Raw genomic sequence first — 25,815 nt, 5'->3', positions numbered from 1 at the left:
GCGCACTGTAATGGAGGCTTTCCACACCCACACCGGAATCGGCGTTCCGCTGCGCCGGTCGAATGTCGACACCGACCAGATCATCCCCGCGGTGTACCTGAAGCGGGTCACCCGAACGGGTTTCGAGGACGGACTGTTCGCGGGGTGGCGTACCGATCCGTCGTTCATCCTCAACCTGCCGCCGTTCGACCGAGGCTCAGTTCTGGTCGCCGGCCCCGACTTCGGCACCGGCTCGTCGCGCGAACATGCGGTGTGGGCGTTGATGGATTACGGATTCCGGGTCGTCATCTCGTCGCGCTTCGCAGATATTTTTCGCGGCAATTCCGGCAAGGCCGGATTGCTCGCCGCGGAGGTCGCGCAGGACGATGTCGAACTGCTCTGGAAGCTCATCGAGCAGAATCCGGGGCTGGAAATCACTGTGAATCTTCAAGATCGGAATTTGACCGCGGGAACGGTCGTGCTGCCCTTCAAGATTGACGATTACACCGCGTGGCGGCTGCTCGAAGGTCTCGACGATATAGGCCTTACGCTGCGGAAACTCTCGGAGATTGAAGCATTCGAGGCGAGTCGGCCGAGCTACAAACCCCGGACTCTGCCGGCCTGACCGAGTCGCTCCGCGGGTCCTGTCCGAGGGCCTGCGGAGCCATTTCGGCACTCGGGCGCAGCTCGAATCCCTGCCCCCGCAACCAGGTTCAAAAAACCCGCCAACACCTCCCAAGTGGGCCAACCAGATTGCCGAATTCCGCCACAGCTACGCCCGAAATTGGGCGTGGCTCTTGGAAATCGGCGGGTACTGGGTTTACCGTGTCCAGTAGTCGGTCCAGCCAGGGCCACTGAATCGGAGGTTTTGGATGAACAAAGCAGAACTCATCGATGCCCTGACAGAAAAGTTGGGCACCGATCGTCGTCAGGCCACCGCGGCCGTCGAGCACATCGTGGACACTATCGTGCGCGCCGTGCACAAGGGTGAGAGCGTCACCATCACCGGCTTCGGCGTCTTCGAGCAGCGTCGCCGCGCCGCACGCGTCGCGCGCAACCCGCGCACCGGCGAAACCGTCAAGGTGAAGCCGACGTCGGTTCCGGCATTCCGCCCGGGCGCGCAGTTCAAGGCCGTTGTCGCTGGCGCACAGCGTCTTTCGGCTGACGGCCCCGCCGTGAAGCGCGGTGCCACCGCCGCTCCGGCCAAGCGTGGCGCCGCCAAGAAGGCTGCCCCCGCGAAGAAGGCCGCTCCGGCCAAGAAGGCTGCCGCCACCAAGGCTCCGGCCAAGAAGGCTGCTCCCGCCAAGAAGGCTGCGGCTCCGGTCAAGAAGGCTGCTCCCGCCAAGAAGGCGGCACCGGTCAAGAAGGCTGCTCCCGCCAAGAAGGCCGCGGCTCCGGCTAAGAAGGCCGCTCCCGCCAAGAAGGCCGCGGCTCCGGCTAAGAAGGCCGCTCCCGCCAAGAAGGCCGCACCGGCCAAGAAGGCCGCACCGGCTAAGAAGGCTGCTCCCGCCAAGAAGGGCCGCCGCTAAGCCCTATCCGATAGGTCCGACTCGGACACGCCGTGGATCAACTGATCCACGGCGTGTCTGTGTGTGGACTGGACGGACGGAACGGGCCGCCGCTAGCGCTTGGTCGGCAGCGGACTGCCGATGTGGTCCGCGGCGACCAGCGCGTCGCCGTGCAGCGTCAACACCCACATGCTGCCCTTGCGATTACGCGATTTGTCGGGCCGGATTCCGCTGCGCTCGCACCACCACGAAATCAGGTCCGGGATCACCTTGCCCTGTGTGCAGATGACGGGCACCGTCTCGCCATCGCTTTTCGCGGCGATCTTCAGCACCCGCTTGCGCGCCGCGTCGGCGTCGGCCGCGTATGCCTCTTCGGTGAGAGTCGGCTCGTCCCGCACCCGGACACCGAGCTCCTGCGCCAGCGGTTCGACGGTCTGGTGGCACCGGGTCCGTGACGCCGCAAAGACGTCGCTGGCACCGAAAGCGAGCAGTTGGCCGACAAGCGATTCCGCTTGTCCCCGGCCTTTCTTGTCGAGCGGCCGGAGTCGATCGTCGCCCTTGTACCGGGCCTTGCGCCCCGCGGTGGCGTGCCGGACGATCAGCACGGTGCGGGTATCGGCCGGGCGACGGGTAAACCGTCGCAGCACCTTTCGATCATGGGGGTACTGCAGCCGGAGCATGGAGTCGGCCACTGGCAGCCAGTCGAGCTTGTCCACCTCCGAGTTGGGGCTGAACCCGCCGCCGGTGCTGCGGGCCGCCCAGTAGCGGACCTGCTTGGTGCCGAGCTCCAGGGGATAGCTGACGGAGGCCAGCCGCCGGCCCAGCACCGACTCGTACCCGGTCTCTTCCAGGATTTCGCGCACGGCGGTAACTGGTTCAGTTTCACCGGGATCCACCTTGCCCTTGGGCAGCGACCAGTCGTCGTAACGCGGTCGGTGGACGACCGCGATCAACGGCTCTCCGGACTCGCCGGGGCGCCACAACACCGCCCCGGCGGCCAACACCGGCGTCGCCGGGGTGTCGTGCGCCGTCTTGTTCGGCACCTGTGCTCCTGGATGTGGTTGTCGGGGTCAGGTTTTCGCGCTACGTGAGGTGCCGACCGAAAACTACGGTGTGCGGTGCCGCTCCATGATCGACACCTGGTGATCCCGAACCTTCTCGCCTTCCCGGGGCAACGCCGTCCAGTGCCCGTCCGGGCCCAGCTCCCAGCAACGGGTGGCCGGGTCCATGCTCGAGTCGAACATCCCGCCCAGTTCCTCGGTCAGTCTCGGGTCCTTCACCTGTGCCATCACCTCGACGCGACGGTCGAGATTACGATGCATCATGTCGGCGCTGCCGATCCAGAATTCATTGATGGCGTTGAAGTGAATAATCCGTGAATGTTCAAGGAAGCGGCCGAGAATCGAGCGCACCACGATGTTCTCGGAGAATCCCGCGACACCCGGGCGCAACGCGCAGATACCGCGAACCACCACCTCGACGCGGACCCCGGCCTGCGACGCCCGGTACAGCGCGTCGATGACCTGCTCGTCGACCAACGCGTTCATCTTCAACCGGATGCGGCCGTCGCCGCCTGCCTGCTTGGCCTCGATCTCGCGCTCGATGCGCTCGATGATGCCGCGCCGCACACTGTGCGGGGCCACCAGCAAGTTGCGGTAGGACACCTTGCGCGAGTACCCGGTGAGCGAGTTGAAGAGGTCGGTCAGGTCGGCGCCGATGTCGGGCGACGCGGTCAGCAGGCCCACATCTTCGTACAGGCGTGCGGTTTTCGGGTTGTAGTTGCCGGTACCGATGTGGCAGTACCGACGGATGGTCGACCCTTCGCGCCGCACCACCAGGCACGTCTTGCAGTGGGTCTTGAGCCCGATCAGTCCGTACACCACGTGCACGCCCGCCTGCTCCAGCTTGCGGGCCCACTTGATGTTGGCCTGCTCGTCGAAGCGGGCCTTGATCTCGACCAGCGCCACCACCTGCTTGCCGGCTTCGGCGGCGTCGATCAGCGCGTTGACGATCGGCGAGTCACCCGAGGTCCGGTACAGGGTCTGCTTGATGGCCAACACATTCGGATCGGCGGCGGCCTGCTCGATGAAACGCTGCACCGTGGTGGAGAAGGAGTCGTACGGATGGTGCACCAGGACGTCGCCGTCCCGCAGCGTCGAGAAGATGCTCTTCGGGGTTTCCCGTTCGCCGAACGCCGGGGGAGTGGCCGGCACGAACGGCCGGTCCTTCAGGTCGGGCCGGTCCACGCCGTAGATCTGCCACAGTGACGAAAGGTCCAGCAGCCCAGGCACTTCGATGACATCGCCGGGGTGCACGTCCAACTCACGAAGGAGTAGGTCGAGCATGTTCTCGGTCATGTCGGTCGCGACCTCGAGCCGCACCGGCGAGCCGAACCGGCGGCGCGCCAGCTCACGTTCCAGCGCCTGCAACAGATCCTCGTCGCGGTCCTCTTCGACTTCGAAGTCCGCATTGCGGGTGATCCGGAACGCGTGATGCTCGACGATCTCCAGCCCGGGGAACAGCACCGGCAGGAACGCCGAGATCAGTGCCTCCATCGGCAGGAACCGCACCCGGGGTTTGGCGCCCTCAGCCGTGTCACCCGACTCATGCAGCTCCACGAACCTGTCGACGTTGTCCGGCACCTTGATTCGGGCGAAGTGCTGCGTGCCGTCGTCGGGATTGCGCACCGTGATGGCCAGGTTGATGCTCAGGCCGCTGACGAACGGGAACGGGTGCGCCGGGTCGACGGCCAGCGGCGTCAACACCGGGAACACCTGCTCGTGGAAATAGGTGGACAGCTTGGACTGCTCGTGCTCGTCGAGCTCGCTCCAGTTGACGATGGTGATGCCCTGCTCGGCCAGCGCGGGCCGCACCACATCACCGAACACGGCGGCCTGCCGGCTGGAAATCTGCTGGGTGCGTTCACCGATCCGGCGCAGCTGTTCGCGCGGCGACAGGCCGTCCGCCGACCGCACCGACAGGCCGGTCTCGTCGCGGCGCTTCAGCCCGGCCACCCGAACCATGTAGAACTCGTCGAGATTCGATGCGAAGATCGCCAGGAATTTGGCCTGCTCCAACAGCGGCAGTGACGTGTCGGCGGCCAGTGCCAACACCCTGGCATTGAAGTCCAGCCAGCTCAGCTCCCGGTTGAGGTACCGGTCATCGGGGAGCGCGCTGTCCGTCGGATCCGCGGTGGCCGCAGGCAGCGGTTCCGGGTCGGAATCGACAGATGTCCGCTCGCTGCGTGCTGGTCGGGTGTCGGCTTCGGTCACCCTGACGATCTTTCCCTATCGGCAGGGCGCAAGCCACATGGTTGGTGAAGCCAGGTGGTCGCAAGGCGAGTCGCGGCTCACCGCCCTGCACCGACGATCCGGGTCGTGACCGGGCCGACGCCGAGCCGCCGCGCGGCCGCCAGATCCTCAGGGGTGTCGATGTCGCAGCGCAGTCCCGGCCACTCGCCCGACAGCTCCACCGCGCCTGAATCGGCATGGCGCCGTGCGGAATCGACACCGAACTCGGGGCCGAGCGGCGCGGCGAAGGCGAAGAGCGCCGCGGTACCGGTGCGGTGCCGGTCGGCGATGAAACTGCGGGCATGCTGACGCGCACCGGCGATGGCCTCGGCCAGTTCCGCGGTGCGGAGCGCGGGCAGGTCGCCTTGCAACACCGCGATGTTCGTCACCCGGTTCCGCAGGGCCTGCTCCGTGGCGGCGAGTGCGTGATTCAACGGATCGGGGTGTCCGGCCGGAGTGGGGTCCAGCAGGACGTCGGCACCGAGCTCGCGCACCGCGGCGGCGGCGTCCGCGTCCGGGGTGACGACAGTCACGGAGCCGACGGCCGGCACTGCCAGGGCGGCGGTGATGGTGTCGAGGAGCATCGCCAACACCACCTGCTCGCGTAGGTCGCCGGCGAAAACCGGGGCCAGTCGGGTCTTGGCCGCGGCCAGCCGTTTCACCGCGATGATCAACCCGACACCGGCGGCATCGCCGACCGTCTCCACACTCGGGTCGCTGCTCATGACTGCCATACTGCCAAAGCCTGGGCGGGACTAGTCTTGACGCCGTGGTGGAGGCAGCGGTGATGGGTGCCGGCGCGTGGGGGACGGCACTGGCGAAAGTCCTGGCGGACGCGGGCAGCAACGTGACGTTGTGGGCGCGCAGTGCGGAGGTGGCGCGCGAGATCAACGAGACCCACCGGAACTCGAAATATCTCGGTGACCGGGCGCTTCCGGCGGCCATCAAGGCAACCGCGGACCCCGCCGAGGCGCTGACCGGCGCCTGCACCGTGTTGTTGGCGGTGCCGTCCCAGACGCTGCGCACCAACCTGACCGACTGGACCGGACATCTCGGTGCCGACGCCACGTTGGTCAGCGTGGCCAAGGGCATCGAACTCGACAGCCTGTTGCGCATGAGCCAGGTCATCGTCCAGGTGACGGGTGCCGATCCGAGCCGGGTTGCCGTGCTCAGCGGGCCCAACCTGGCCAGCGAAGTGGTCGACGAGCAGCCGGCCGCCACCCTGATCGCGTGCACCGATTCGGGACGTGCGGTCGCGCTGCAGCGCGCATTCGCTACCGGCTACTTCCGGCCGTACACCAACGCCGACGTGATCGGCGCCGAAGTCGGTGGGGCGTGCAAGAACGTCATCGCCTTGGCCTGCGGGATGGCGGCGGGTGCCGGGTTCGGCGAGAACACCGCCGCCGCGATCATCACCCGCGGCCTGGCAGAGATCATGCGATTGGGAATCGCGCTCGGCGCCAAGGGCGTAACGCTGGCCGGGCTGGCCGGCGTCGGCGATCTGGTTGCCACCTGCACCTCGCCGCAGTCCCGCAATCGCAGTTTCGGCGAGCGCCTGGCGCGCGGCGGCACCATGGAATCGGCGATGGCCGCGGCCAGCGGCAAGGTCGCCGAGGGCGTCACGTCCTGCCAATCGGTGCTGGCGCTGGCCGAGAGCTACGACGTCGAGATGCCGCTGACCGACGCGGTGAACCGGGTGTGCCACAAGGGTTTATCGGTGGACCAGGCGTTCGCGCTGTTGCTCGGCCGCAGCACCAAGCCGGAGTGAGCCATGGACGGCCAGCTCGGCGATTCCACTCGTAGCGTCAAAGCGACTGCATCGCAACGGGTTCCAGGGCAGCCGGTGGCGCCGCCCCCGGTCCCGGTGGCTGCCTATCACCTGTCCGACGACGAATCGGACGGTCTGGACTTCTACGGCCGCAACTCCAATCCGGCCTGGCGCCAACTGGAATCGGCGCTGGCGGAACTGGAAGGTGCCATCTCGGCGCTGACGTTCTCGTCGGGTATGGCCGCAATTTCCTCGGCGCTGCGGGTGCTGGCGACCCCGGGCACCACCCTGGTGGTCCCGGCCGACGGCTACTACCAGGTACGCCGGTACGCGGCCGAGCATCTCGCGGCCCGCGGTGTCACCGTCATCGAGGCGAGCGCCGCGGAAATCTGCGGTGCGGCCGAGCATCTCTCCCATGCCGACGTGGTGGTCGCCGAATCGCCGGTCAACCCGACGCTGGACGTCGTCGACCTGCACCGGTTGTCCACGATCTGCCGGTCCCGCGGCGCGACCCTGGTGGTGGACAACACCGCTGCCACCCCGCTCGGCCAGCAGCCGCTGTCGCTCGGCGCCGACCTGGTGGTGGCCAGCGCGACCAAGGGGCTGTCCGGGCACAGCGATCTGCTGGCCGGCTACGTCGCGGGGTGTCACCGGGAACTGATGGCCGCCATCGAGCGCGAGCGGGTGCTGGCCGGCGCGATCCTCGGGCACTTCGAGGCCTGGCTGGCGCTGCGCAGCCTGGGCACCGCCGGTCTGCGGTTCGAACGGCAGTGCGGCAACGCCCTCGCGCTCGCCATGACGCTCGACGCCCATCCGGCCGTGCGGGCCGTGCGCTATCCCGGGCTGCCGGCCGACCGCGCGCATCCCGTGGCGCGGGACCAGATGCGGCGTTTCGGTGGCCTCGTCGCGATCGAACTGGCGGACGCCGCCGCCGTGCACGACCTGGTCAACCGCAGTCAGCTGTTGGTCGCGGCGACCAGTTTCGGTGGCATCCACACCTCGGTCGACCGACGTGCACGCTGGGGCGATGCGGTGTCGCCGGGCTTCGCGCGGATTTCACTCGGCATCGAGGACGTCGACGATCTACTGGCCGACATCACGGGTGCGCTCGGGTAGCCGAGTGCACGCGCGGTGGTGACCCCCGCGGCACACCGGAGTGTCGATCGACATTGGTGAGGGCTAGCCTCTCTAGGTTGTGACTGCCCCTCAATCCTCAGCAGCCGCCGGTCGTACCCGGGTCGCCGTCGTTTACGGCGGACGCAGCTCCGAGCACGCCATCTCCTGTGTTTCGGCCGGGAGCATCCTGCGCAACCTGGACCCGACCCGCTACGAGGTCGTCGCCGTCGGTATCACCCCGGAGGGTTCCTGGGTGCTCGGTGACGGCCGTCCAGAGACCCTGGCCATCACCGACGGGCAACTGCCCGGCGTCACCGCCGCATCCGGCACCGCGCTGACGCTGGCCGCCGACCCGAACCGCCGCGGTGAACTGCTGTCGTTGCAGGACGATGTCGCACAGGTGCTGACAGCCGTCGACGTCGTCTTCCCGGTGCTGCACGGCCCGTACGGCGAGGACGGCACCATCCAGGGCCTGCTGGAACTCGCCGGCGTGCCGTATGTCGGTGCGGGTGTGCTGGCCAGCGCGGCCGGGATGGACAAGGAATTCACCAAGAAGCTGCTGGCCGCCGACGGGCTGCCGATCGGCGATCAGGTGGTGCTGCGGCCGCGCGACGTGACGCTGAGCCTCGATGACCGCGAGCGCCTGGGCCTGCCGGTGTTCGTCAAGCCGGCCCGCGGTGGCTCGTCCATCGGCGTGAGCCGGGTCGCTTCGTGGGACGAGCTGGATCAGGCCATCGCCTATGCGCGCCAACATGATCCGAAGGTGATCGTCGAAGCCGCGATGCCCGGCCGCGAAGTGGAATGCGGTGTGCTGGAGTACCCGGACGGCCGCATCGCGGCCAGCGAGCTGGGCGAGATTCGCGTCGGTGGCGGGTTCTACGACTTCGCCACCAAGTATCTCGAGGACGCGGCCGAGCTCGACGTACCGGCCAAGGTCGATGACGAAATCGCCGACGAGATCAGGCAATTGGCCATCCGCGCGTTCAAGGCGCTGGACTGCCAGGGCCTGGCCCGCGTCGACTTCTTCCTGACCGAGAACGGGCCGGTGATCAATGAGATCAACACCATGCCCGGCTTCACGACCATCTCGATGTACCCGCAGATGTGGGCTGCCAGCGGAGTCGACTACGCCACCCTGCTGAGCGTCATGGTGGACACCGCGCTAGGGCGGGGGACCGGCCTGCGCTAGCGGGCCGGCGCCGGGTCCAGCGGACGGGCCGGCATCACCTTTTCGATGAGCTCGGAGACCGTCTGGATCGGTGTCGGGCCGGAACCCTGCGGCAGCGTCAGAGCCACGTAGGTGGTCCCTTTGCCGTCGCCGACTGCACCGTGATCGACGGCGTACCAGGTGCTGGCGCTCGGGCCGCTGGCCTCGAACCACGACACCGCGTTGACCATCTGCAGCGGGGCTCCGACGACGAAACCGTCGGGTCGCTCGACGCCGCAGCGCAGCACCACCGCGTCGATACCGGTCGGTCCCAGCCAAGCAGCGGCACCCGCAGGGGCGGGGTCGGCGAGCGTCGCCCGACGGAAGTCGCCCATGGTGTCGGGCAGTGCGGCGAGCAGCGCGCGGCACTGCTCACTGTCGGCCTGTGGCGCCGGGGCGCTCGCGAGCGGGATCGCGACCGGTTTGTCCTCGGGCGCTTGGCGCAGCGCCGCATATGCGAGCAGGCCGACGATCGCCGCGACCGCCACCACGATGGCCGCGATGATCGCGCCGCGGGGTGGGCCATCTGGATCACCCGCCAGATCGCGATGGTCACCGGGTTCGGTCATGACGGCAACTCTAGAGCGCCGCTCGCCCCGGGAGGCCGAGAGCGGTCACCCTGCATAGACTCCACCACCATGACCAGCGCTGAATCCGGGGAGACCCTGGCGGGGCTCGGCGAGTTCGCGGTGATCGGGCGGTTGACCGCCCGCCGCCGGCAGCCCGCCGAGGTCGTCGTCGGCCCGGGTGACGATGCCGCACTCCTGACGGCCGCCGATGGCCGGGTCGTGGTGTCGACCGACATGCTGGTCGAGGGGCGTCATTTCCGATTGGACTGGTCCACGCCGCATGACGTGGGGCGCAAGGCAATTGCGCAGAACGCCGCGGACATCGAGGCGATGGGGGCGCGGGCGTATGCGTTCGTCGTCGGCTTCGGCGCGCCGTCCGACACTGCGGCCGCGGATGCACAGCGACTGTCCGACGGAATGTGGTCGGAGGCAACGAAATTCGGAGCCGGAATTGTCGGCGGCGATCTGGTGGCCGCGCCGCAGTGGGTGATCTCGGTGACCGTACTGGGCGACCTCGGTGGCCGTCCACCCGTGCTGTTGTCCGGTGCGCAGCCGGGGGACACCGTCGCGGTGGTTGGTGACCTGGGCTGGTCCGGTGCTGGATATTCCTTGTGGCGCGGCGGTATCCACGAGTTCGACGAGCTGCGGAGGCGGCACCTGGTGCCGCGGGTCCACTACGGGCAGGGGGCGGCTGCCGCGGCAGCCGGTGCGACGGCCATGACCGACGTGTCCGACGGATTGGTGGCCGACCTCGGCCACATTGCGGAGGCCTCCGGCGTGGCTGTCGACCTGTCGATGGTGGCGCTCGAGGCCGACGTGGCCACGCTGACACCGGCGGCCGCGATGGTCGGCGGCGACGCCCGCGACTGGGTGCTCGGCGGCGGCGAGGACCACGTGCTGGTCGGCACCTTCGGTGGCGCGCTGCCGGCCGGCTGGCGGCCCATCGGGACCGTGCTGTCCGGAGCGCCGCGCGTCACCGTCGACGGCGCGTCGTGGCATGGAGCCGGCGGCTGGGAATCGTTCGGTCAGTAAGGTACTGGCGTGACTGCCCGACCCCTGCAAGACCTGATCGACCCCGGCTGGGCCCTGGCCCTGGAACCGGTCGCCTCCGAGATCACTGCGATGGGCGAATTCCTGCGCGCCGAGAACGCGGCCGGCCACGGCTATCTGCCGGCCGGGGAGAATGTGTTGCGCGCCTTCACCTTCCCCTTCGACGAGGTGCGGGTGCTGATCGTCGGCCAGGATCCGTATCCGACCCCGGGGCATGCCGTCGGCCTGAGTTTCTCGGTGGCGCCCGACGTGCGACCGTTGCCGCGCAGCCTCTCCAACATCTTCACCGAGTACACCGCAGACCTGGGGTACGAGCAGCCGGGCTGCGGCGATCTGAGCCCGTGGTCGAAGCAGGGCGTCATGATGCTGAACAGGGTGCTGACGGTCCGGCCGGGTAATCCCGCCTCGCATCGCGGGAAGGGCTGGGAGGCCGTCACCGAATGCGCCATCAAGGCGCTCATCGCACGGCCACAGCCCTTGGTGGCGGTGCTGTGGGGCCGAGACGCACAGACCCTCAAGCCCATGCTCACCGGCGAGCGGTGCGCGAGCATCGAATCGGTGCATCCGTCACCACTGTCGGCGTCCCGCGGATTCTTCGGGTCCCGGCCGTTCAGCCGGGCCAACGAGCTGCTGACCCGCCTCGGTGCGGACCCCATCGACTGGCGCCTGCCTTAATCCCGCGAGGGGCCGTGTCTGTACGGCGACACGCCCGTTTTGGTGTGCCTTTTGCGGCCGCTCGCCGCTGGTGAGCGGCCGCAGCCACGACCTTGAAGACACACGAAAGCGCTGCGCGGGTTCCGCGCAGCGCTTTCGAGTAAGACTTCAGTTGTAGGCGGAATCAATCCACCCGAGAGCCGGAACTAACGGCTGACTTTGCCGGCCTTGATGCAGGAGGTGCAGGCGTTGATCCGCTTGCGGTTGCCACCCGGACGGTCGACCGCACGCACGGTCTGAATGTTCGGATCCCAGCGGCGGTTGGTCCGACGGTGGGAGTGCGAGACGGACATACCGAAGCCCGGTCCCTTTCCGCAGATGTCGCACACGGCGGCCATGAAGAACTCCTCGAAAATCAGTACTTGGGGTCTGAGTCCGACGGCCACAGCCATGTGCGGCGCGAACAGACAACCTGACCAGGATACCGGGCGGCCCGACGATCACCAAAATGGGTCTGGTGGCTGGTGTTCCATGGGAGTTGGTCAGGAGATTTGTCGGGGCCACTGGCTAGGCTGGCGGGGCACCGAGGGGTTACCGGGCGGGCGACTGGAGAATCGGGGAGAACCCGGGCGAACGCGATGGAGGTCACATGTCAGCAGGCGTGGGTCGCATCCCCCGTCCGCTGGATGGGATCGCCTTACGTGACTGGGCTCACACCGCGGTCCTGCATCTGATCGCCCATACCGACGAGATCAATCGGCTGAACGTCTATCCCGTCGCCGACTCCGACACCGGCACCAACATGCTGTTCACCATGCGTGCTGCCGCGGCACAGGCCGACGAGGCCGTGAAGGCGGCGGGCAACGACGTGGTGGCGGTGTCGGCCGCGTTGTCGGCGGGGGCGTTGCACGGCGCCCGGGGCAACTCGGGCGTCATCCTGTCGCAGATCCTGCGGGGTGTGGCCGACGTCGTGGCCGAGGCCGCGTCGCAACGCGGTGAGGACAGAGAGTGCGGTGAGATCACCGCGCCGGAGTTCACCGCGGCCCTGCACCACGCCCAGGTGCTCGCGGTCGCGTCCGTCGGGCAGACCGTGCCGGGAACCATCGTGTCGGTGCTGCAGGCAGCAGCGCTGGAAGCCGAGAATCAGAACGGGTTGACCGACCTCGCGATCATGGCGGCCGCCGTCTCGGACGCCGCCGCGGTGGCGCTCGAGCGCACCCCCGATCAGCTCGACGTGCTCGCAGCGGCGGGCGTCGTAGACGCCGGCGGCCGCGGCCTGCTGGTCCTGCTCGACGCACTGACCGCGACGCTGTCCGGCGGTTCGGCCGCCCGGCCCCTGTACCAGCCCGGCACCGGGTACCCCCGGGCCGACCATGACCACGACCATGGCCACAACAACCACGAAATTGGCGGTACGCCACCACAATTCGAGGTGATGTACCTGCTCGGTGATTGCCACCCCGACAACGTCGAGGTGTTGCGTGCCCGGCTGCTGCGGCTCGGTGAATCGGTGGCGATCGCCGCGGCGATCGCCGGCGGTCAATACAGCGTGCACGTACACGCCGACGATGCCGGAGCCGCGATCGAGGCTGCCCTCGATCTCGGCACGGTCAGCAGGATTCAGGTCACCGCGCTGATCGGGGCTGCCGGCGCACGGCCGTCCGGCGGCTGGAGCCGGGACCGCGCCGTGCTGGCGATCGTCGACGGTGACGGTGCGGGGGAGTTGTTCGGCAGCGAAGGCGCGCACGTGCTGCGGCCTGACGACGGACCGATCAGCGCGCAGCAGTTCCTGGCCGGGCTCGTCGGCACCGGTGCCGCGCAGATCATGGTGCTGCCCAACGGTTTTCTGGCCGCGGAGGAATTGGTGGCCGGCTGCGCCACGGCAATCAGCTGGGGCATGGACGTGGTGCCGGTACCGGCCGGATCCATGGTGCAGGGATTGGCGGCGCTGGCCGTGCACGATGCCACCCGCCAGGCCGTCGACGACGGCTACACCATGGCCCGCGCCGCGGCGGGCGCCCGGCACGGATCGGTGCGGATCGCCACCGAGGCGGCATTGACCTGGGCCGGTAGGTGCCGTCCGGGCGACGGTTTGGGCATTGCCGGTGACGAGGTGCTGATCGTCGGCCACGATCTGGTCAGTGCCGCCAGCGGGTTGATCGACCTGCTGCTGTCGTCGGGCGGGGAACTGGTGACGGTGTTGACCGGCGCGGGCGTCGATGCCGAGGTGGGTGTCGCGCTGGCCGAACATGTGCGCCAGGAGCATCTGGCGGCCGAGTTGGTGACCTATCACACCGGCCACCGTGGGGACGCACTACTGATCGGGGTGGAGTAGCGGTGGTCGCGCTGACCGACTCACTGGTGCACGTACTGGGCGCGAAATCCGCTGCACCACTGGAGGAATTCTTCGGCATCCGCACCGTCAACGATCTGCTGCGGCACTATCCCCGCAAGTACAGCCAGGGTATGACGGTGCTGGGGGAAGACACCGAGCTGCCGGAAGAAGGCGACCACGTGACGTTCGTGGACGTCATCACCAAGGCGGAGACGCGGTGGACCAATCGGACGCCCAAACGCGAATACCTGGTGGTCACCCTCGGCAACCGCAATCCGAAGGTCACCGCAACATTCTTCAACGCCAAGTTCCTCAAGAAGTCCCTCGTCGAGGGGACTCGCGTGATGCTGTCAGGCGTTGTCGGATTCTACGGTCGCACAATGCAATTGACGCATCCCGCGCACCTGGTCCTCGATTCCGGTGCGGGCCGCACGTTCGGGTCCCCGGCGCTGAAAAAGATCGCCGACGCCTCCGAGAAGATGCACGGCGAATTGCAGATGTCGGCGTTCGAGCGGGAGTTCTTCCCGATCTACTCGGCGTGCGCCAAGGTGCAGAGCTGGGACATCTACGCGTGCATCCTGCAGGTGCTCGCCGTGCTGGACCCGGTATCCGACCCGCTGCCGAAATCGATTCTGGCGCAGCGTGGTCTGATCTCCGAGGATCAGGCGCTGCGTGACATCCACCTCGGTGAGCGTGAAGCGGATCGCGAACAGGCCAGGGAGCGCCTGACTTTCGATGAGGCGGCGGGGCTGCAATGGGCGCTGGCCGCCCGTCGGCACGGCGCGCAGTCGCAATCCGGTCCGCCGGCGCCGCCGATCGACGACGGTCTGGCGGCCGCGCTGCGTGACCGGTTGCCGTTCGAATTGACTGCGGGACAACGTGATGTGCTCGAGGTGCTGTCGGCTGAGCTGTCCGAGCCTCGGCCGATGAACCGGATGCTGCAGGGTGAGGTCGGCTCGGGCAAGACCATCGTCTCGGTGCTGGCCATGCTGCAGATGGTCGACGCCGGCTACCAGTGCGCGCTGCTCGCACCGACGGAAGTGCTCGCCGTGCAACATGCGCGGTCCGTTCGCGACGTGCTGGGGCCGCTGGCCATGGCGGGCCAGCTCGGTGCGCCCGACGATGCGACCGCGGTTGCGTTGTTGACCGGATCCATGACCGCGCAACAGAAACGGCAGGTGCGCGAGGAGGTGTCGAGCGGGCGGGCCGGCATCGTCATCGGCACCCATGCCCTGCTGCAGGACGCCGTGGAATTCGACCGGCTCGGCATGGTGGTGGTCGACGAACAGCATCGGTTCGGGGTGGAGCAGCGAGACCGGTTGCGCGCCAAGGCCCCTGACGGACTGACGCCGCATCTGCTGGTGATGACGGCCACGCCGATCCCGCGCACCGTCGCGCTGACCGTGTACGGCGATCTGGAGACCTCGACCATGCGGGAGCTGCCGCGCGGCCGGCAGCCCATCGACACCAAGACCATCTTCGTCAGCCAGAAACCGGCCTGGCTCGACCGCGCCTGGGCCCGTATCCGCGAAGAGGTCCAGGCCGGACGGCAGGCCTATGTGGTGGCCTCCCGGATCGACGAGAACGACAAGCAGACCGAGAACAAAGAGGCCGGACCGCCGCCGGTGACGGTCGTCGAGCTGTACGACAAGCTGCGCACCGGGCCGCTGAAGGACCAGCGGCTGGGGCTCATGCACGGCCGGCTGCCGGGCGATGAGAAGGACGCCATCATGTCGGCCTTCCGGGCCGGCCAGATCGATGTGCTGGTGTGCACCACCGTCATCGAGGTCGGCGTCGACGTGCCCAATTCGACGGTCATGGTGGTGATGGATGCGGACCGCTTCGGGATCAGCCAGCTGCACCAGCTGCGGGGCCGCATCGGCCGTGGCTCGCACGCCAGCCTCTGTCTGCTCGCAACCAAGCTGCCGGAAGGGTCGAAGGCCGGTGCCCGGCTGCAGGCCGTGGCCGGCACCCTCGACGGTTTCGAACTGGCCGATCTGGATCTGCAGGAGCGCCGCGAGGGAGATGTGCTGGGGCTCAACCAGTCTGGGCGGGCTGGGTATCTGCGGTTCCTGTCGCTGGCCGACCATCAGGAAGTCATCGAGTCGGCCCGCGCGTTCTGTCAGGCGGCCTACGCGCAGAATCCGGACGATCCGGGGATGTCCGCGCTGGCCGCCCAGTTCGTCGACACCGATCGCGTCGAGTACCTGGACAAGGCGTGAAGCGCCTGCTGTGGCTCGTCGCAGCTGTAGTGCTGGCGGTGGTGGTCGCCATCCAGGTCGGGACGGCCGATGAACCCGCAGCGGTCGCCGATGGCGCGGACGGTGCTGTCGTACCGACGGTCGCGCCCGGTACCGACATCCTCGCCGGGGTCGCCGTCATTCCGCGACGGGTGCGTGACCCCAACTACCGGCGCGCGGCGTACGGCGAATCCTGGACAGACGACAACTCCGCGCCCGACGGCCACAACGGCTGCGACACCCGCAACGACATCCTGAACCGAGACCTGACCGACAAGACCATCGTGTCGCTCAAACGCTGCCCGCAGGCGGTGAAGACCGGGGTGCTGCGCGACCCGTACTCGGGCGACACCATCGCGTTCACCCGCGGCAACCAGACCGGTGCGGTGGTGCAGATCGACCACATCGTGCCATTGGCGCTGGCCTGGGACCTCGGGGCGAAGGATTGGAATGACGAGCTTCGGCTCCGGTTCGCCAACGATCCGGCGAATCTGCTTGCGGTGTCCGGGAAGGCCAACCAGGACAAGGGGGACAAGCAGCCCTCGGACTGGATGCCGCCGAACCATGGTTTCTGGTGCCAGTACGCCGTGCAGTACATCGCGGTGCTGCGCGGTTATGGGCTTCCCGTCGACGAGCCGTCGGTGCCGGTACTCCGCGATGCGGCGGCCACCTGTCCGAGGGGCTAGGAGCCGGACGGGCGAGCTTCGCGACGCAGTCGACGCCGACCTTGATCCTCAGTACAGAACCGAATCTCGGCTGTTTTGTTGCCAGTATCGAGAATTTCGCATAAAAACGGGCTCTTGGTAGTTTGCTGGCGTGCCGCTGATCGGTGACACCGCTAATTTCGAACGGGGCGTGCGCAAATTGCGCAAATATTGGTTGCCGAGCTATCGCAACTCGGCAACCAATATCTGTTCATTCCATTCGGCGACCACAGCGAAATAACCGATAGTGGGGCGACTGAATTAGATGCCGGAATGCCGTCGATTCAGTGAACTGTCGATATTTCGCCGCAGCCTGATGCCAAATACGCTCCTGCCTGTCGTGGGGGCCGTTCAGCGGCGTCCGAAAATGCCGCCGATGGTCTTCAAGGTGCCGTGGAGGTCGGCGGCGAGCGTCTTGGTGGTGCCGTTGAGCGCGCCGGCGGCCGTCTTGGTGGTGTTGTGCAGTCCGCCGGCGACGGTCTTGGTGGTGCCGTCGAGGTCGGCGGCGACGGTCTTGGTGGTGCCGTTGAGTGCACCGGCCACGGTCTTGGTGGTGTTGTGGAGGCCGCCGGCCACCGTTTTCACCGTGCCGTCGAGCGCGCCCGCGATGCCGCCCACCGGGCTGCTCGAGGTGGGCGCGTTGGCGTGGCTCGTGACCCCGGAAGTGGACGTGTCGGCCTGCGCGGTACCCGCTCCGAATGTGAATAGCAATGCACCCAGTCCAATTGTTGCCGCACCCAATAGCAAGCGCTGGGAGAGGCGACCAATTGTCGGCATCGTTAATTGTGAACTGCTTCCGAATGGATGAACCATTTCTCGAACCCCCTGCTCGATGATGTCTGGTTGCGTCGGAATAAAAGGACGCAATACCAAATTAACGCACCGGAGGTAATAGTGGGATAGTTAACACGAATCAATTGCTGCGAGTTGGTCGACAATCGGCACACGTGACCCACTGGACACATCTGTGGCAAGGGGGGTCGCCGCCTACCCGAAATCGTTCGCGCCAAACACAAATGGCCGTCCTCCCTGACGGGAGAACGGCCATTTGGGCCTGTATCAGTTGAACCGCAGCCGGCCTCAGATGCCCGTGTAGGTGGCGGGGTCCGGGCGGTAGCGGGTGCCGTCGTCGAGGCCGCCGAGGGCGTCCATGTGCTCAGCGGCCAACTCGAAGCCGAACACGTCGAGGTTCTCGGCGATGCGCTCGGGCGAGGACGAGCGGGGGATGACCGAGTTGCCGAGCTGCAGGCTCCACCGGATCAGCACCTGCGCCGGGGTCTTGCCATACTCGGCGGCGATCGACGCCACGGTCGGGTTGCTCAGCAGGGCGCCGATACCGAGCGGGCTGTAGGCCTGCGTGACGATACCGCGCTCGGCGTGCACCGCCCGCAGCGCCGACTGGTTGAGCAGCGGGTGCAGCTCGACCTGGTTGACCACGGGGCTGACATAGCTCAGGTCGATGATGGTCGACAGGTCTTCGTCGGAGAAGTTGCAGACGCCGATCGACTTGGCGGTGCCGTCGTTGTGCACCTTGATCAGGGCACCCCAGCTGTCCACGTACTTGCTGATGTCGCCGGCCGGCCAGTGGATCATGTAGAGGTCCACGTACTCCATGCCGAGTTTGTCCAGGCTCACCTTGAGGGCGTCCTGGCCGCCCTGGAAGCCCTGGTCGGCATTGGCCAGCTTGGTGGTGACGAAGATCTCGGCGCGCGGGATGCCCGAGGCGGCGATGGCCCGGCCGACTGCTTCCTCGTTGCCATAGACGGCTGCGGTGTCGATCAGCCGGATGCCCATCTCGAGCGCGGCCGAGACGGCCCGCTCGGTGTCGGCGTCCGACAGTTCCCCGACACCGAGGCCGAGCGCCGGAATCGTGTTGTCGTCGTGGAGCGCCAGATTGGGAATCTCTGCGGAGGCCATGTCACCTACCCTGTGAAGTTGAACGTTCGTGGATCGGGGCCCAGGCGGGTGCCGTTGTCGAGGGTCGCGATGGACGCGATGTCCGCTTCGCTCAGCTCGAAATCAAACACGTGGAAATTGCTCGCAATCCGGTCTGGGTTCACCGATTTCGGGATGACGATATTACCCAGCTGGATATGCCACCTAATCAGCACCTGCGCTGGCGTTTTTCCGTGTCGCTCCGCGATCGCGGTGATGATCGGGTCCTGCAGCATGGAACCCTGTCCCAGCGGACTCCACGCCTCGGTGGCGATGCCGTACCTGGCATGGGTCTCGCGCAGCTCAGCCTGCGGCAGGCGCGGATGGAGCTCGATCTGATTCACCGCGGGCACGATCCCGGTGGCGTCGATGAGCAATTTGAGATGCTCGGGCTCGAAGTTGCTGACCCCGATAGCGCGGATGCGGCCCTGATCGCGCAGGTGGGCGAACGCCTTGAAGGTGTCGACGAACAAGTTCTGCGCAGGTGTCGGCCAATGGATCAGATACAGATCCAGATAGTCGAGCCCCAGCTGCGCGATGCTCGCGTCGAACGCGGCGAGGGTCTTCTCATAGCCCTGTTCGGAGTTCCACAACTTTGTGACGACGTAGACGTCTTCACGCGGGATGCCGGAGGCGGCCACAGCCCGCCCGACACCGGCTTCGTTGCCGTAAGCCGCGGCAGTGTCGATATGGCGATATCCGGCGTGCAATGCTGCAGTGACGGCACGTTCGGTGTCCTCGGCCGGTGTCTGCCACACCCCGAGCCCGACCACGGGGATGGACGTACCGTCGTTGAGCGTCAGTGTTGGATTCGGAGCACCTGAAGGATCAGCCATGACCATGAGCATGCCAGGCGATGCTGTCCAGTCCGCGGCGACGAGTGACACCGAGCTGGCCGTCCGACCGGAGCATCCGGTCGCGGGACGGCCCAGCCGGCTGCGCTTGACGGTCCTGACCAAGATCGGCGGCGTTGCCCTCCGAGTGCTGCCCAAGATTCCCGACCGGGTGAAGCGGGTGCTGCTCGGCGGACGCCGAGTGACCATCGATGGCAACACCCTGGACACCACCCTTCAGCTGATGCTGACGGCGCAGAACGCCAGTGGCGCCGGCGGCCTGATCGTCAGCAGTGACATCGAGGTCGCGCGGGCTCAACTGAACGCGCTGTCGCAGTACCTCGACCCGGCAATCGCCGTGGCGACGACAGACTTCACCGTCCCCGGTCCGGCCGAACCGCTGCGTGCCCGGCACTATCAGCCGGACGTCACAGGCCCCACCCCGATGCTGGTCTTCTTCCACGGCGGCGGATTCGTCGTCGGCGGTATCGAGTCGCACGACGGGTTGTGCCGATTGATCTGCCGCGACGCCGGAGTGCAGGTGGTGTCCGTCGAATACCGCCTGGCTCCCGAACACCCGGCTCCGGCTGCTGCCGACGACTGCTATGCCACCTACCTCTGGTGTGTGGACAACGCCGGCCGCCTGGGCGCGGACCCGACGAAGATCGCGGTCGGCGGCGACAGCGCCGGCGGCAACCTGGCGGCTGTCGTGTCGCAGCGTGCCCGCGACAACCTCGCGCCACTGCCGGCCCTGCAGCTGCTGCTCTATCCCGTGACCAACTTCGCCGGGGACACCCGGTCGAAGGTGCTGTTCGCCGAGGGCTACTTCCTGAGCAAGATCGACATGGACTGGTTCCGGGCGAACTACCTGGCCGAATCGGCACTCGACCCGTCGGACCCGCGGGTGTCGCCACTGTTGGCCGACGATCTGTCGGGGCTGCCGCCTGCGCTCGTGCTCACCGGTGGTTTCGATCCGCTGCGCGACGAGGGGGAGGCCTACGCCGTCGCACTGGCCGCCGCCGGGGTCCCGGTCGATCACCGCCGATATGGGTCTCTGGTTCACGCCTTCGCGAATTTCTTCCCGCTCGGCGGCGACAGCGCCACGGCCACGGCGGACTTCGTATCGGCATTTCGGGCCCACCTCACGCGCTGAGGCACGGGTCCGGCCGATTGCGCCGTCGGCGTCGGTACCCTTGACGCCGTGCCGTCGAAATCGTCGAAGTCATCGAAGAACGCCAGCTATGACCTGAAGGCCGCGGACCGCAAGCGCGACTGGGTGGTCAAGGGCGGGCTGACCGCGCTTGTCATCGTTTTCGCGGTGGTGCTGGTGGCGTACATCGTCATGAACGGCAAGCCGAAGGCCGACCCGCACAAGGTGCAGGCGGTGCAGATCGCGGCGAGCAACGTCGTCACCAATCCCGGCACCAAGGATCCGAAGGTCACCCTGACGATCTACGAGGACTTTCTCTGCCCGGTCTGCGGCGTCTTCGAAAAGACCTACGGCCCGACCATCGCCAAGCTGATCGACAACGGCGACATCGCCGTCGACTACAACATCGTCTCGATCATCGGCCGTGGCGACCCGAAGTCGTACTCGACGCGCGCCGGCGCCATCGCGTACTGCGTCGCCGACGAGGACAAGGCCGCGTTCCGGCGCTTCCACGAGGCGCTGTACAAGAATCAGCCCGAGGAAACCGCGGCCAGCTTCCCGGACAACGCCAAGCTGCTCGAGTACGCGCGCCAGTCCGGCGTTGCCGTCGGTCCGAACGACCCGCTCAGCAAGTGCGTCGAGAACGGCGTCTACACCGAGATGGTCAACAACATGGCCCGCAACTCGGAGATCCAGGGCACCCCGACCATCAAGATCAACGGCACCGAGACCAGCCTGGTCCCGAACGGCGATCCGAACAGCCTGATCGAGAAGATCAAGGCCATCGCGCCCGATCTGCCGAACCTGCCCGCGGCCCCGGCGGCCCCCGCCGCTCCCGCTCCGGGCGCCCCGGCACCGCAGCCCGCCCCGGCACCGCACCAGTGACCGACGTCGAGACATCCGAGCGGCCGGCAGGGGTGGCGGTCAGCCGCCCCGCCGCTGTCTGGATTCTGCTCGCCGGCGTCATCGGCGAGGTCGCCGCGTTCGTGTTGGCCGTCGAGAAGATCCGGCAGCTGCAGAACCCGTCGTACGTCCCGTCGTGCAGCATCAACCCGGTGCTGTCGTGCGGGTCGGTGATGCTGACCAAACAGGCCTCACTGTTCGGATTTCCGAACCCGCTCGTGGGCATCGCCGCATTCAGTGTGGTGATCGTGACGGGTGTGCTGGCAGTGGCCGGAGTTCGGCTGCCGCGGTGGTACTGGGCCGGCCTGGCCGGTGGCACGCTGCTGGGCGCGGTGTTCGTGCACTGGCTGATCTACGAGAGCCTGTACGAGATCGGCGCGCTGTGCCCGTACTGCATGGTGGTCTGGGTCATCACCATGGCGCTGCTGATCGTGGTGTCGTCAATTGCCTTGCGGCCCTTGGCCGGCGGCAGCAAAGTGGTGTACGCCCTGTACCAGTGGCGATGGCCGTTGTACGCCGTCTGGATCACCGCGATCGCACTGCTGATCCTTGATCGATTCTGGAGCTATTGGTCCACGCTGATCTAGCGCGACATCTAGCCGCACCCGCTAGGGTCACTGGGTGATTTCCAAACTCCTGGTGGCCAATCGCGGCGAGATCGCGATCCGGGCCTTTCGAGCGGCCAACGAACTCGGTATCGCAACCGTGGCGGTGTACCCGTTCGAGGATCGCAATTCGCTGCATCGGCTCAAGGCTGACGAGTCGTATCAGATCGGCGAGAAGGGCCATCCGGTCCGGGCGTACCTGAACATCGACGACATCGTCGCCACTGCCGTGGCGTGCGGCGCCGACGCGATCTACCCCGGCTATGGCTTCCTGTCGGAGAACCCCGAACTGGCGGCGGCGTGTGCCGCCGCGGGCATCACATTCGTCGGACCCAGCTCCGACATTCTCGAACTGACCGGCAACAAGGCGCGGGCCATCGAGTCGGCCCGCGCCGCGGGGCTGCCCGTGCTGGCCTCGTCGGAACCGTCGTCGTCGGTGCAGGCTCTGCTGGCGGCAGCTGAGCACATGCACTTCCCGTTGTTCGTCAAGGCCGTCGCCGGTGGTGGCGGTCGGGGTATGCGCCGCGTCGCCGACCCGGCCGACCTGCGTGAGGCCATCGAAGCCGCGTCCCGCGAAGCAGATTCGGCCTTCGGTGACCCGACGGTGTTCCTGGAGCAGGCCGTCGTCAACCCGCGGCACATCGAGGTGCAGATCCTCGCCGACACCCACGGCAACGTCATGCACCTGTTCGAGCGCGACTGCAGCGTCCAGCGCCGGCACCAGAAGGTCATCGAGCTGGCCCCCGCGCCGAATCTGGATCCCGCACTGCGCGAGCGGATGTGCGCCGACGCCGTGGCCTTCGCCCGGCAGATCGGCTACACGTGTGCCGGCACCGTCGAGTTCCTCGTCGACGAGCGCGGCCAGCATGTGTTCATCGAGATGAACCCGCGCATCCAGGTGGAGCACACGGTGACCGAGGAGATCACCGCTGTCGATCTGGTCGCCTCACAGTTGTGTATCGCCTCCGGTTGGTCGCTCGAGCAGCTGGGACTGAGTCAGGAGACCATGCAGGCGCGCGGCGCGGCGCTGCAGTGCCGCATCACCACCGAGGACCCGGCCAACGGTTTCCGTCCGGACACCGGCCGGATCACCGCGTACCGCACCCCGGGTGGCGCCGGCATCCGGCTCGACGGCGGCACCAACCTGGGTGCCGAGGTGTCGGCGCACTTCGACTCCATGCTGGTCAAATTGACTTGTCGTGGAAGGGATTTGACGACTGCGGTGGCTCGCGCCAAGCGGGCCCTGGCCGAGTTCCGGATCCGTGGCGTCTCGACGAACATCCCGTTCCTGCAGGCGGTGCTGGACGACCCCGACTTCGTCGCCGGCAAGGTGACCACGTCGTTCATTGACGAGCGTCCGCAGCTGCTGACCGCGCGCAGCAGTGCCGACCGCGGCACCAAGATTCTCAACTACCTGGCCGACGTGACGGTCAATCAGCCGCACGGGCCGCGTCCGTCGGCGGTGTACCCCCGCGACAAGCTGCCCGCCGTCGACCTCAAGGCGGCGCCGCCGGCCGGGTCGAAGCAGCGGCTGGTCGAGCTGGGACCGGAAGGCTTCGCACGCTGGCTGCGCGACACCCCGGCCGTCGGGGTCACCGACACCACCTTCCGCGATGCACACCAGTCGCTGCTGGCCACCCGCGTGCGGTCCACCGGCCTGCTGGAGATCGCCCCGTACATCGCCCGGTCGACCCCTCAGCTGCTCTCGGTCGAGTGCTGGGGTGGCGCCACTTACGATGTGGGCCTTCGCTTTTTGAAGGAAGACCCGTGGGAGCGCCTGGCCGCACTGCGCGAGGCGCTGCCCAACATCTGTCTGCAGATGCTGCTGCGCGGCCGCAACACCGTCGGCTACACGCCGTACCCGGAACTGGTGACGACGGCGTTCGTCGAAGAAGCCACGGCGACCGGTATCGACATCTTCCGCATCTTCGACGCGCTGAACAATGTGTCCTCGATGCGCCCCGCCATCGAGGCGGTGCGTGAAACCGGTTCTGCGGTAGCCGAAGTCGCGATGTCCTACACCGGCGACCTGACCAACCCGGGCGAGAAGATCTACACGCTGGACTACTGGCTCAAGCTCGCCGACGAGATCGTCGACGCCGGCGCGCACGTGCTGGCCATCAAGGACATGGCCGGCTTGCTCCGGCCGCCGGCGGCGGCAAAGCTGGTGTCGGCGTTGAAGTCTCGCTTCGATCTGCCGGTGCACGTGCACACCCACGACACCCCGGGTGGGCAGTTGGCGACCTACATGGCCGCCTGGTACGCCGGCGCGGACGCGGTCGACGGCGCCTCGGCGCCGATGGCCGGCACCACCAGCCAGCCCGCGCTCTCGTCCATCGTCGCAGCGGCGGCACACACCCAGTACGACACCGGGCTGTCGCTGGAGGCGGTCTGCGACCTGGAGCCGTACTGGGAGGCGCTGCGCCGCGTGTACGCACCTTTCGAGTCCGGCCTGCCGTCGCCGACCGGCCGCGTCTACACCCACGAAATCCCGGGTGGTCAGCTCAGCAACCTGCGCACCCAGGCGATCGCGCTGGGCCTGGGCGACCGGTTCGAGGAGATCGAGGACGCCTACGCCGGCGCCGACCGCATCCTGGGGCGCCTGGTGAAGGTGACGCCGTCCAGCAAGGTGGTCGGTGACCTGGCCCTGTCGCTGGTCGGCGCCCACGTCACCGCCGACGACTTCGCGGCCGACCCGGCCCGCTACGACATCCCGGACAGCGTCATCGGATTCTTCCGCGGCGAGCTGGGTGACCCGCCCGGCGGCTGGCCGGAGCCGTTGCGCACCAAGGCATTGGAGGGCCGCGGCCCGGCCCGGCCGGAGCAGCAGTTGACCGAGGAGGACGAGGCCCAGCTGGCGCAGCCCGGTGTGGTGCGCCAGGGTGCGCTGAACCGGCTGCTGTTCCCCGGCCCGACGAAGGAGTTCCTGGCTCACCGCGAGGAATACGGAGACACGTCGCGGCTCAGCGCGAACCAGTTCTTCTACGGCCTGCGCCGTGGGGAAGAGCACCGCGTGCATCTGGAGAAAGGCGTCGAGCTGCTCATCGGACTCGAAGCGATCTCCGAGCCCGACGAGCGCGGTATGCGTACCGTGCTGTGCCTGATCAACGGGCAGCTGCGCCCGGTGCTGGTGCGCGACCGCGCCATCGCCGCGGACGTGCCGGCCGCCGAGAAGGCTGATCGGAACAACCCGGACCATGTTGCCGCCCCGTTCGCGGGCGTCGTCACCGTCGGCGTCGCGGTCGGTGACGAGGTCGACGCGGGCCAGACCATCGCGACCATCGAGGCCATGAAGATGGAGGCGGCCATCACCGCACCCAAGGCCGGTACCGTCGCGCGGATCGCCGTCACACCCACCGCGGGTGTGGAAGGTGGCGATCTGCTCGTGGTGATCAGCTGACCCGGATCATCGGCGGCCGCCACGGCGGCCGCCGGATCTCGGTGCCCGCCAAAGGGACTCGGCCGACCACCGATCGAGTGCGCGAATCGCTGTTCAACGTGCTGGAAGCGCGGCTGGACTTCGACGGGGCGCGGGTGCTCGACCTGTACGCCGGATCGGGTGCGCTCGGGCTGGAGGCGCTGTCCCGGGGTGCGGCGTCGGCCCTGTTCGTCGAGGCCGATCGGCGCGCCGCTGCGGTGATCTCCCGGAACATCGCCGAGCTCGGGGTCGGCGGTGCCACGGTGCGGTGCGGCACGGCGTCCAGCGTGGCGGGGACGTCGGCGCCCCGGCCGGTGGACCTGGTGTTCGCGGACCCGCCCTACGACGTGCCGGCTACTGACGTGGAAGCCGTTGTCGGGCAGCTCGTTTCGGGCGGCTGGTTGGCCGACGGCGCGATCGCGGTGATCGAGCGTCCGACGTCCGGCCCGGGACTGGTGTGGCCCGACGGCTGGACCGTGCTGCGGGAGCGGCGGTACGGCGACACTCGGCTGGAAATGGCGGAGTGGACTCCGATGATCGGACTCCGCTGA

23 protein-coding genes are annotated in these 25,815 nt (G+C 67.6%); 15 read left to right on the top strand and 8 right to left on the bottom strand.

Going from position 1 to position 25,815, the window contains the following annotated elements:
* The first annotated feature begins 10 nt into the window (after window positions 1-10).
* Together leuD and ACNO8X_RS20055 are read left to right on the top strand one after the other, a co-directional pair.
* On the top strand, window positions 11-604 hold the full coding sequence (gene leuD, locus ACNO8X_RS20060; RefSeq protein WP_043393330.1) for a 3-isopropylmalate dehydratase small subunit: 594 nt from the start codon (window positions 11-13) through the stop codon (window positions 602-604).
* A 247-nt stretch (window positions 605-851) separates the two neighbouring features.
* On the top strand, window positions 852-1,508 hold the full coding sequence (locus ACNO8X_RS20055; protein WP_418002414.1) for an HU family DNA-binding protein: 657 nt from the start codon (window positions 852-854) through the stop codon (window positions 1,506-1,508).
* Window positions 1,509-1,600: 92 nt separating this feature from the next.
* On the opposite strand, the gene ACNO8X_RS20050 is transcribed toward ACNO8X_RS20055, so the two are convergent.
* From ACNO8X_RS20050 to cofC, 3 genes are all read right to left on the bottom strand, one after another.
* Window positions 1,601-2,530: an NUDIX hydrolase gene (locus tag ACNO8X_RS20050; RefSeq protein WP_418002413.1), complete on the bottom strand. Its 930-nt coding sequence runs from the start codon at window positions 2,528-2,530 to the stop codon at window positions 1,601-1,603.
* A gap of 63 nt (window positions 2,531-2,593) precedes the next feature.
* Window positions 2,594-4,768 carry an RNA degradosome polyphosphate kinase gene (locus ACNO8X_RS20045; RefSeq protein WP_418005972.1) on the bottom strand — a complete coding sequence of 725 codons (2,175 nt, stop codon included), beginning with the start codon at window positions 4,766-4,768 and terminating at the stop codon, window positions 2,594-2,596.
* A 68-nt stretch (window positions 4,769-4,836) separates the two neighbouring features.
* Complete coding sequence (gene cofC / locus ACNO8X_RS20040) at window positions 4,837-5,511, bottom strand: 2-phospho-L-lactate guanylyltransferase (protein WP_418002412.1); 675 nt, start codon at window positions 5,509-5,511, stop codon at window positions 4,837-4,839.
* 53 nt (window positions 5,512-5,564) lie between these two features.
* On the opposite strand from cofC, the gene ACNO8X_RS20035 reads away from it, so the two are divergent.
* The 3 genes from ACNO8X_RS20035 to ACNO8X_RS20025 all read left to right on the top strand — a co-directional run bounded on the left by ACNO8X_RS20035 (window position 5,565) and on the right by ACNO8X_RS20025 (window position 8,850).
* Window positions 5,565-6,545, top strand: coding sequence for an NAD(P)H-dependent glycerol-3-phosphate dehydrogenase (locus ACNO8X_RS20035; protein WP_418005971.1), 981 nt, complete (start codon window positions 5,565-5,567; stop codon window positions 6,543-6,545).
* Between the two features lie 3 nt (window positions 6,546-6,548).
* Window positions 6,549-7,661 carry a cystathionine gamma-lyase gene (locus tag ACNO8X_RS20030; RefSeq protein WP_418002411.1) on the top strand — a complete coding sequence of 371 codons (1,113 nt, stop codon included), beginning with the start codon at window positions 6,549-6,551 and terminating at the stop codon, window positions 7,659-7,661.
* 79 nt (window positions 7,662-7,740) lie between these two features.
* Window positions 7,741-8,850 carry a D-alanine--D-alanine ligase family protein gene (locus ACNO8X_RS20025; protein ID WP_418002410.1) on the top strand — a complete coding sequence of 370 codons (1,110 nt, stop codon included), beginning with the start codon at window positions 7,741-7,743 and terminating at the stop codon, window positions 8,848-8,850.
* Here the strand turns inward: ACNO8X_RS20025 and ACNO8X_RS20020 are convergent.
* Window positions 8,847-9,437, bottom strand: a complete 591-nt coding sequence (locus ACNO8X_RS20020; RefSeq protein ID WP_418002409.1) for a DUF3515 domain-containing protein — start codon at window positions 9,435-9,437, stop codon at window positions 8,847-8,849. The genes ACNO8X_RS20025 and ACNO8X_RS20020 overlap by 4 nt on opposite strands.
* Window positions 9,438-9,506: 69 nt before the next feature.
* On the opposite strand from ACNO8X_RS20020, the gene ACNO8X_RS20015 reads away from it, so the two are divergent.
* Window positions 9,507-10,469 (top strand): thiamine-phosphate kinase, encoded by a 963-nt coding sequence (locus ACNO8X_RS20015; RefSeq protein WP_418002408.1) that lies wholly within the window; start codon window positions 9,507-9,509, stop codon window positions 10,467-10,469.
* Window positions 10,470-10,478: 9 nt separating this feature from the next.
* Complete coding sequence (locus tag ACNO8X_RS20010) at window positions 10,479-11,162, top strand: uracil-DNA glycosylase (RefSeq protein WP_418002407.1); 684 nt, start codon at window positions 10,479-10,481, stop codon at window positions 11,160-11,162.
* 185 nt (window positions 11,163-11,347) lie between these two features.
* On the opposite strand, the gene rpmB is transcribed toward ACNO8X_RS20010, so the two are convergent.
* On the bottom strand, window positions 11,348-11,539 hold the full coding sequence (gene rpmB, locus ACNO8X_RS20005) for a 50S ribosomal protein L28 (RefSeq protein WP_043393352.1): 192 nt from the start codon (window positions 11,537-11,539) through the stop codon (window positions 11,348-11,350).
* 251 nt (window positions 11,540-11,790) lie between these two features.
* On the opposite strand from rpmB, the gene ACNO8X_RS20000 reads away from it, so the two are divergent.
* Genes ACNO8X_RS20000 through ACNO8X_RS19990 form a run of 3 tightly spaced genes read left to right on the top strand, consistent with a single transcriptional unit; the run spans window position 11,791 to window position 16,402 of the window.
* Window positions 11,791-13,476 carry a DAK2 domain-containing protein gene (locus ACNO8X_RS20000; protein WP_418002406.1) on the top strand — a complete coding sequence of 562 codons (1,686 nt, stop codon included), beginning with the start codon at window positions 11,791-11,793 and terminating at the stop codon, window positions 13,474-13,476.
* A gap of 2 nt (window positions 13,477-13,478) precedes the next feature.
* A complete protein-coding gene (gene recG / locus ACNO8X_RS19995) occupies window positions 13,479-15,698 on the top strand; it encodes an ATP-dependent DNA helicase RecG (protein WP_418002405.1) in 2,220 nt (739 codons plus the stop codon).
* Window positions 15,695-16,402: an HNH endonuclease family protein gene (locus tag ACNO8X_RS19990; RefSeq protein ID WP_418002404.1), complete on the top strand. Its 708-nt coding sequence runs from the start codon at window positions 15,695-15,697 to the stop codon at window positions 16,400-16,402. Before recG ends, ACNO8X_RS19990 begins: the two co-directional genes overlap by 4 nt.
* A gap of 369 nt (window positions 16,403-16,771) precedes the next feature.
* On the opposite strand, the gene ACNO8X_RS19985 is transcribed toward ACNO8X_RS19990, so the two are convergent.
* The 3 genes from ACNO8X_RS19985 to ACNO8X_RS19975 all read right to left on the bottom strand — a co-directional run bounded on the left by ACNO8X_RS19985 (window position 16,772) and on the right by ACNO8X_RS19975 (window position 19,197).
* The gene (locus ACNO8X_RS19985) at window positions 16,772-17,131 is read right to left on the bottom strand and encodes a hypothetical protein (RefSeq protein ID WP_043393362.1); all 360 of its coding nucleotides are present in this window, start codon (window positions 17,129-17,131) and stop codon (window positions 16,772-16,774) included.
* 369 nt (window positions 17,132-17,500) lie between these two features.
* The gene (locus tag ACNO8X_RS19980; RefSeq protein WP_418002403.1) at window positions 17,501-18,337 is read right to left on the bottom strand and encodes an aldo/keto reductase; all 837 of its coding nucleotides are present in this window, start codon (window positions 18,335-18,337) and stop codon (window positions 17,501-17,503) included.
* Between the two features lie 5 nt (window positions 18,338-18,342).
* Window positions 18,343-19,197 carry an aldo/keto reductase gene (locus ACNO8X_RS19975; RefSeq protein WP_418005970.1) on the bottom strand — a complete coding sequence of 285 codons (855 nt, stop codon included), beginning with the start codon at window positions 19,195-19,197 and terminating at the stop codon, window positions 18,343-18,345.
* Between ACNO8X_RS19975 and ACNO8X_RS19970 the strand changes: the two genes are divergently transcribed.
* From ACNO8X_RS19970 to rsmD, 5 genes are read left to right on the top strand one after another with little or no spacing between them, the layout of a single operon-like run.
* Window positions 19,190-20,341, top strand: a complete 1,152-nt coding sequence (locus tag ACNO8X_RS19970; protein WP_418002402.1) for an alpha/beta hydrolase — start codon at window positions 19,190-19,192, stop codon at window positions 20,339-20,341. The genes ACNO8X_RS19975 and ACNO8X_RS19970 overlap by 8 nt on opposite strands.
* Before the next feature lie 48 nt (window positions 20,342-20,389).
* Window positions 20,390-21,223 (top strand): DsbA family protein, encoded by an 834-nt coding sequence (locus tag ACNO8X_RS19965; RefSeq protein ID WP_043393368.1) that lies wholly within the window; start codon window positions 20,390-20,392, stop codon window positions 21,221-21,223.
* Complete coding sequence (locus ACNO8X_RS19960) at window positions 21,220-21,828, top strand: vitamin K epoxide reductase family protein (RefSeq protein WP_418002401.1); 609 nt, start codon at window positions 21,220-21,222, stop codon at window positions 21,826-21,828. The genes ACNO8X_RS19965 and ACNO8X_RS19960 overlap by 4 nt, the downstream gene beginning before the upstream one ends.
* A 34-nt stretch (window positions 21,829-21,862) precedes the next feature.
* The gene (locus ACNO8X_RS19955) at window positions 21,863-25,246 is read left to right on the top strand and encodes a pyruvate carboxylase (protein WP_418002400.1); all 3,384 of its coding nucleotides are present in this window, start codon (window positions 21,863-21,865) and stop codon (window positions 25,244-25,246) included.
* A complete protein-coding gene (rsmD, locus tag ACNO8X_RS19950) occupies window positions 25,243-25,815 on the top strand; it encodes a 16S rRNA (guanine(966)-N(2))-methyltransferase RsmD (RefSeq protein WP_418005969.1) in 573 nt (190 codons plus the stop codon). Before ACNO8X_RS19955 ends, rsmD begins: the two co-directional genes overlap by 4 nt.

The organism is Mycobacterium sp. PDNC021, assembly GCF_048282635.1.
GTDB classification, from domain to species: Bacteria; Actinomycetota; Actinomycetes; order Mycobacteriales; family Mycobacteriaceae; genus Mycobacterium; species Mycobacterium llatzerense.
This window is presented reverse-complemented; position numbering and strand designations above follow the sequence as displayed.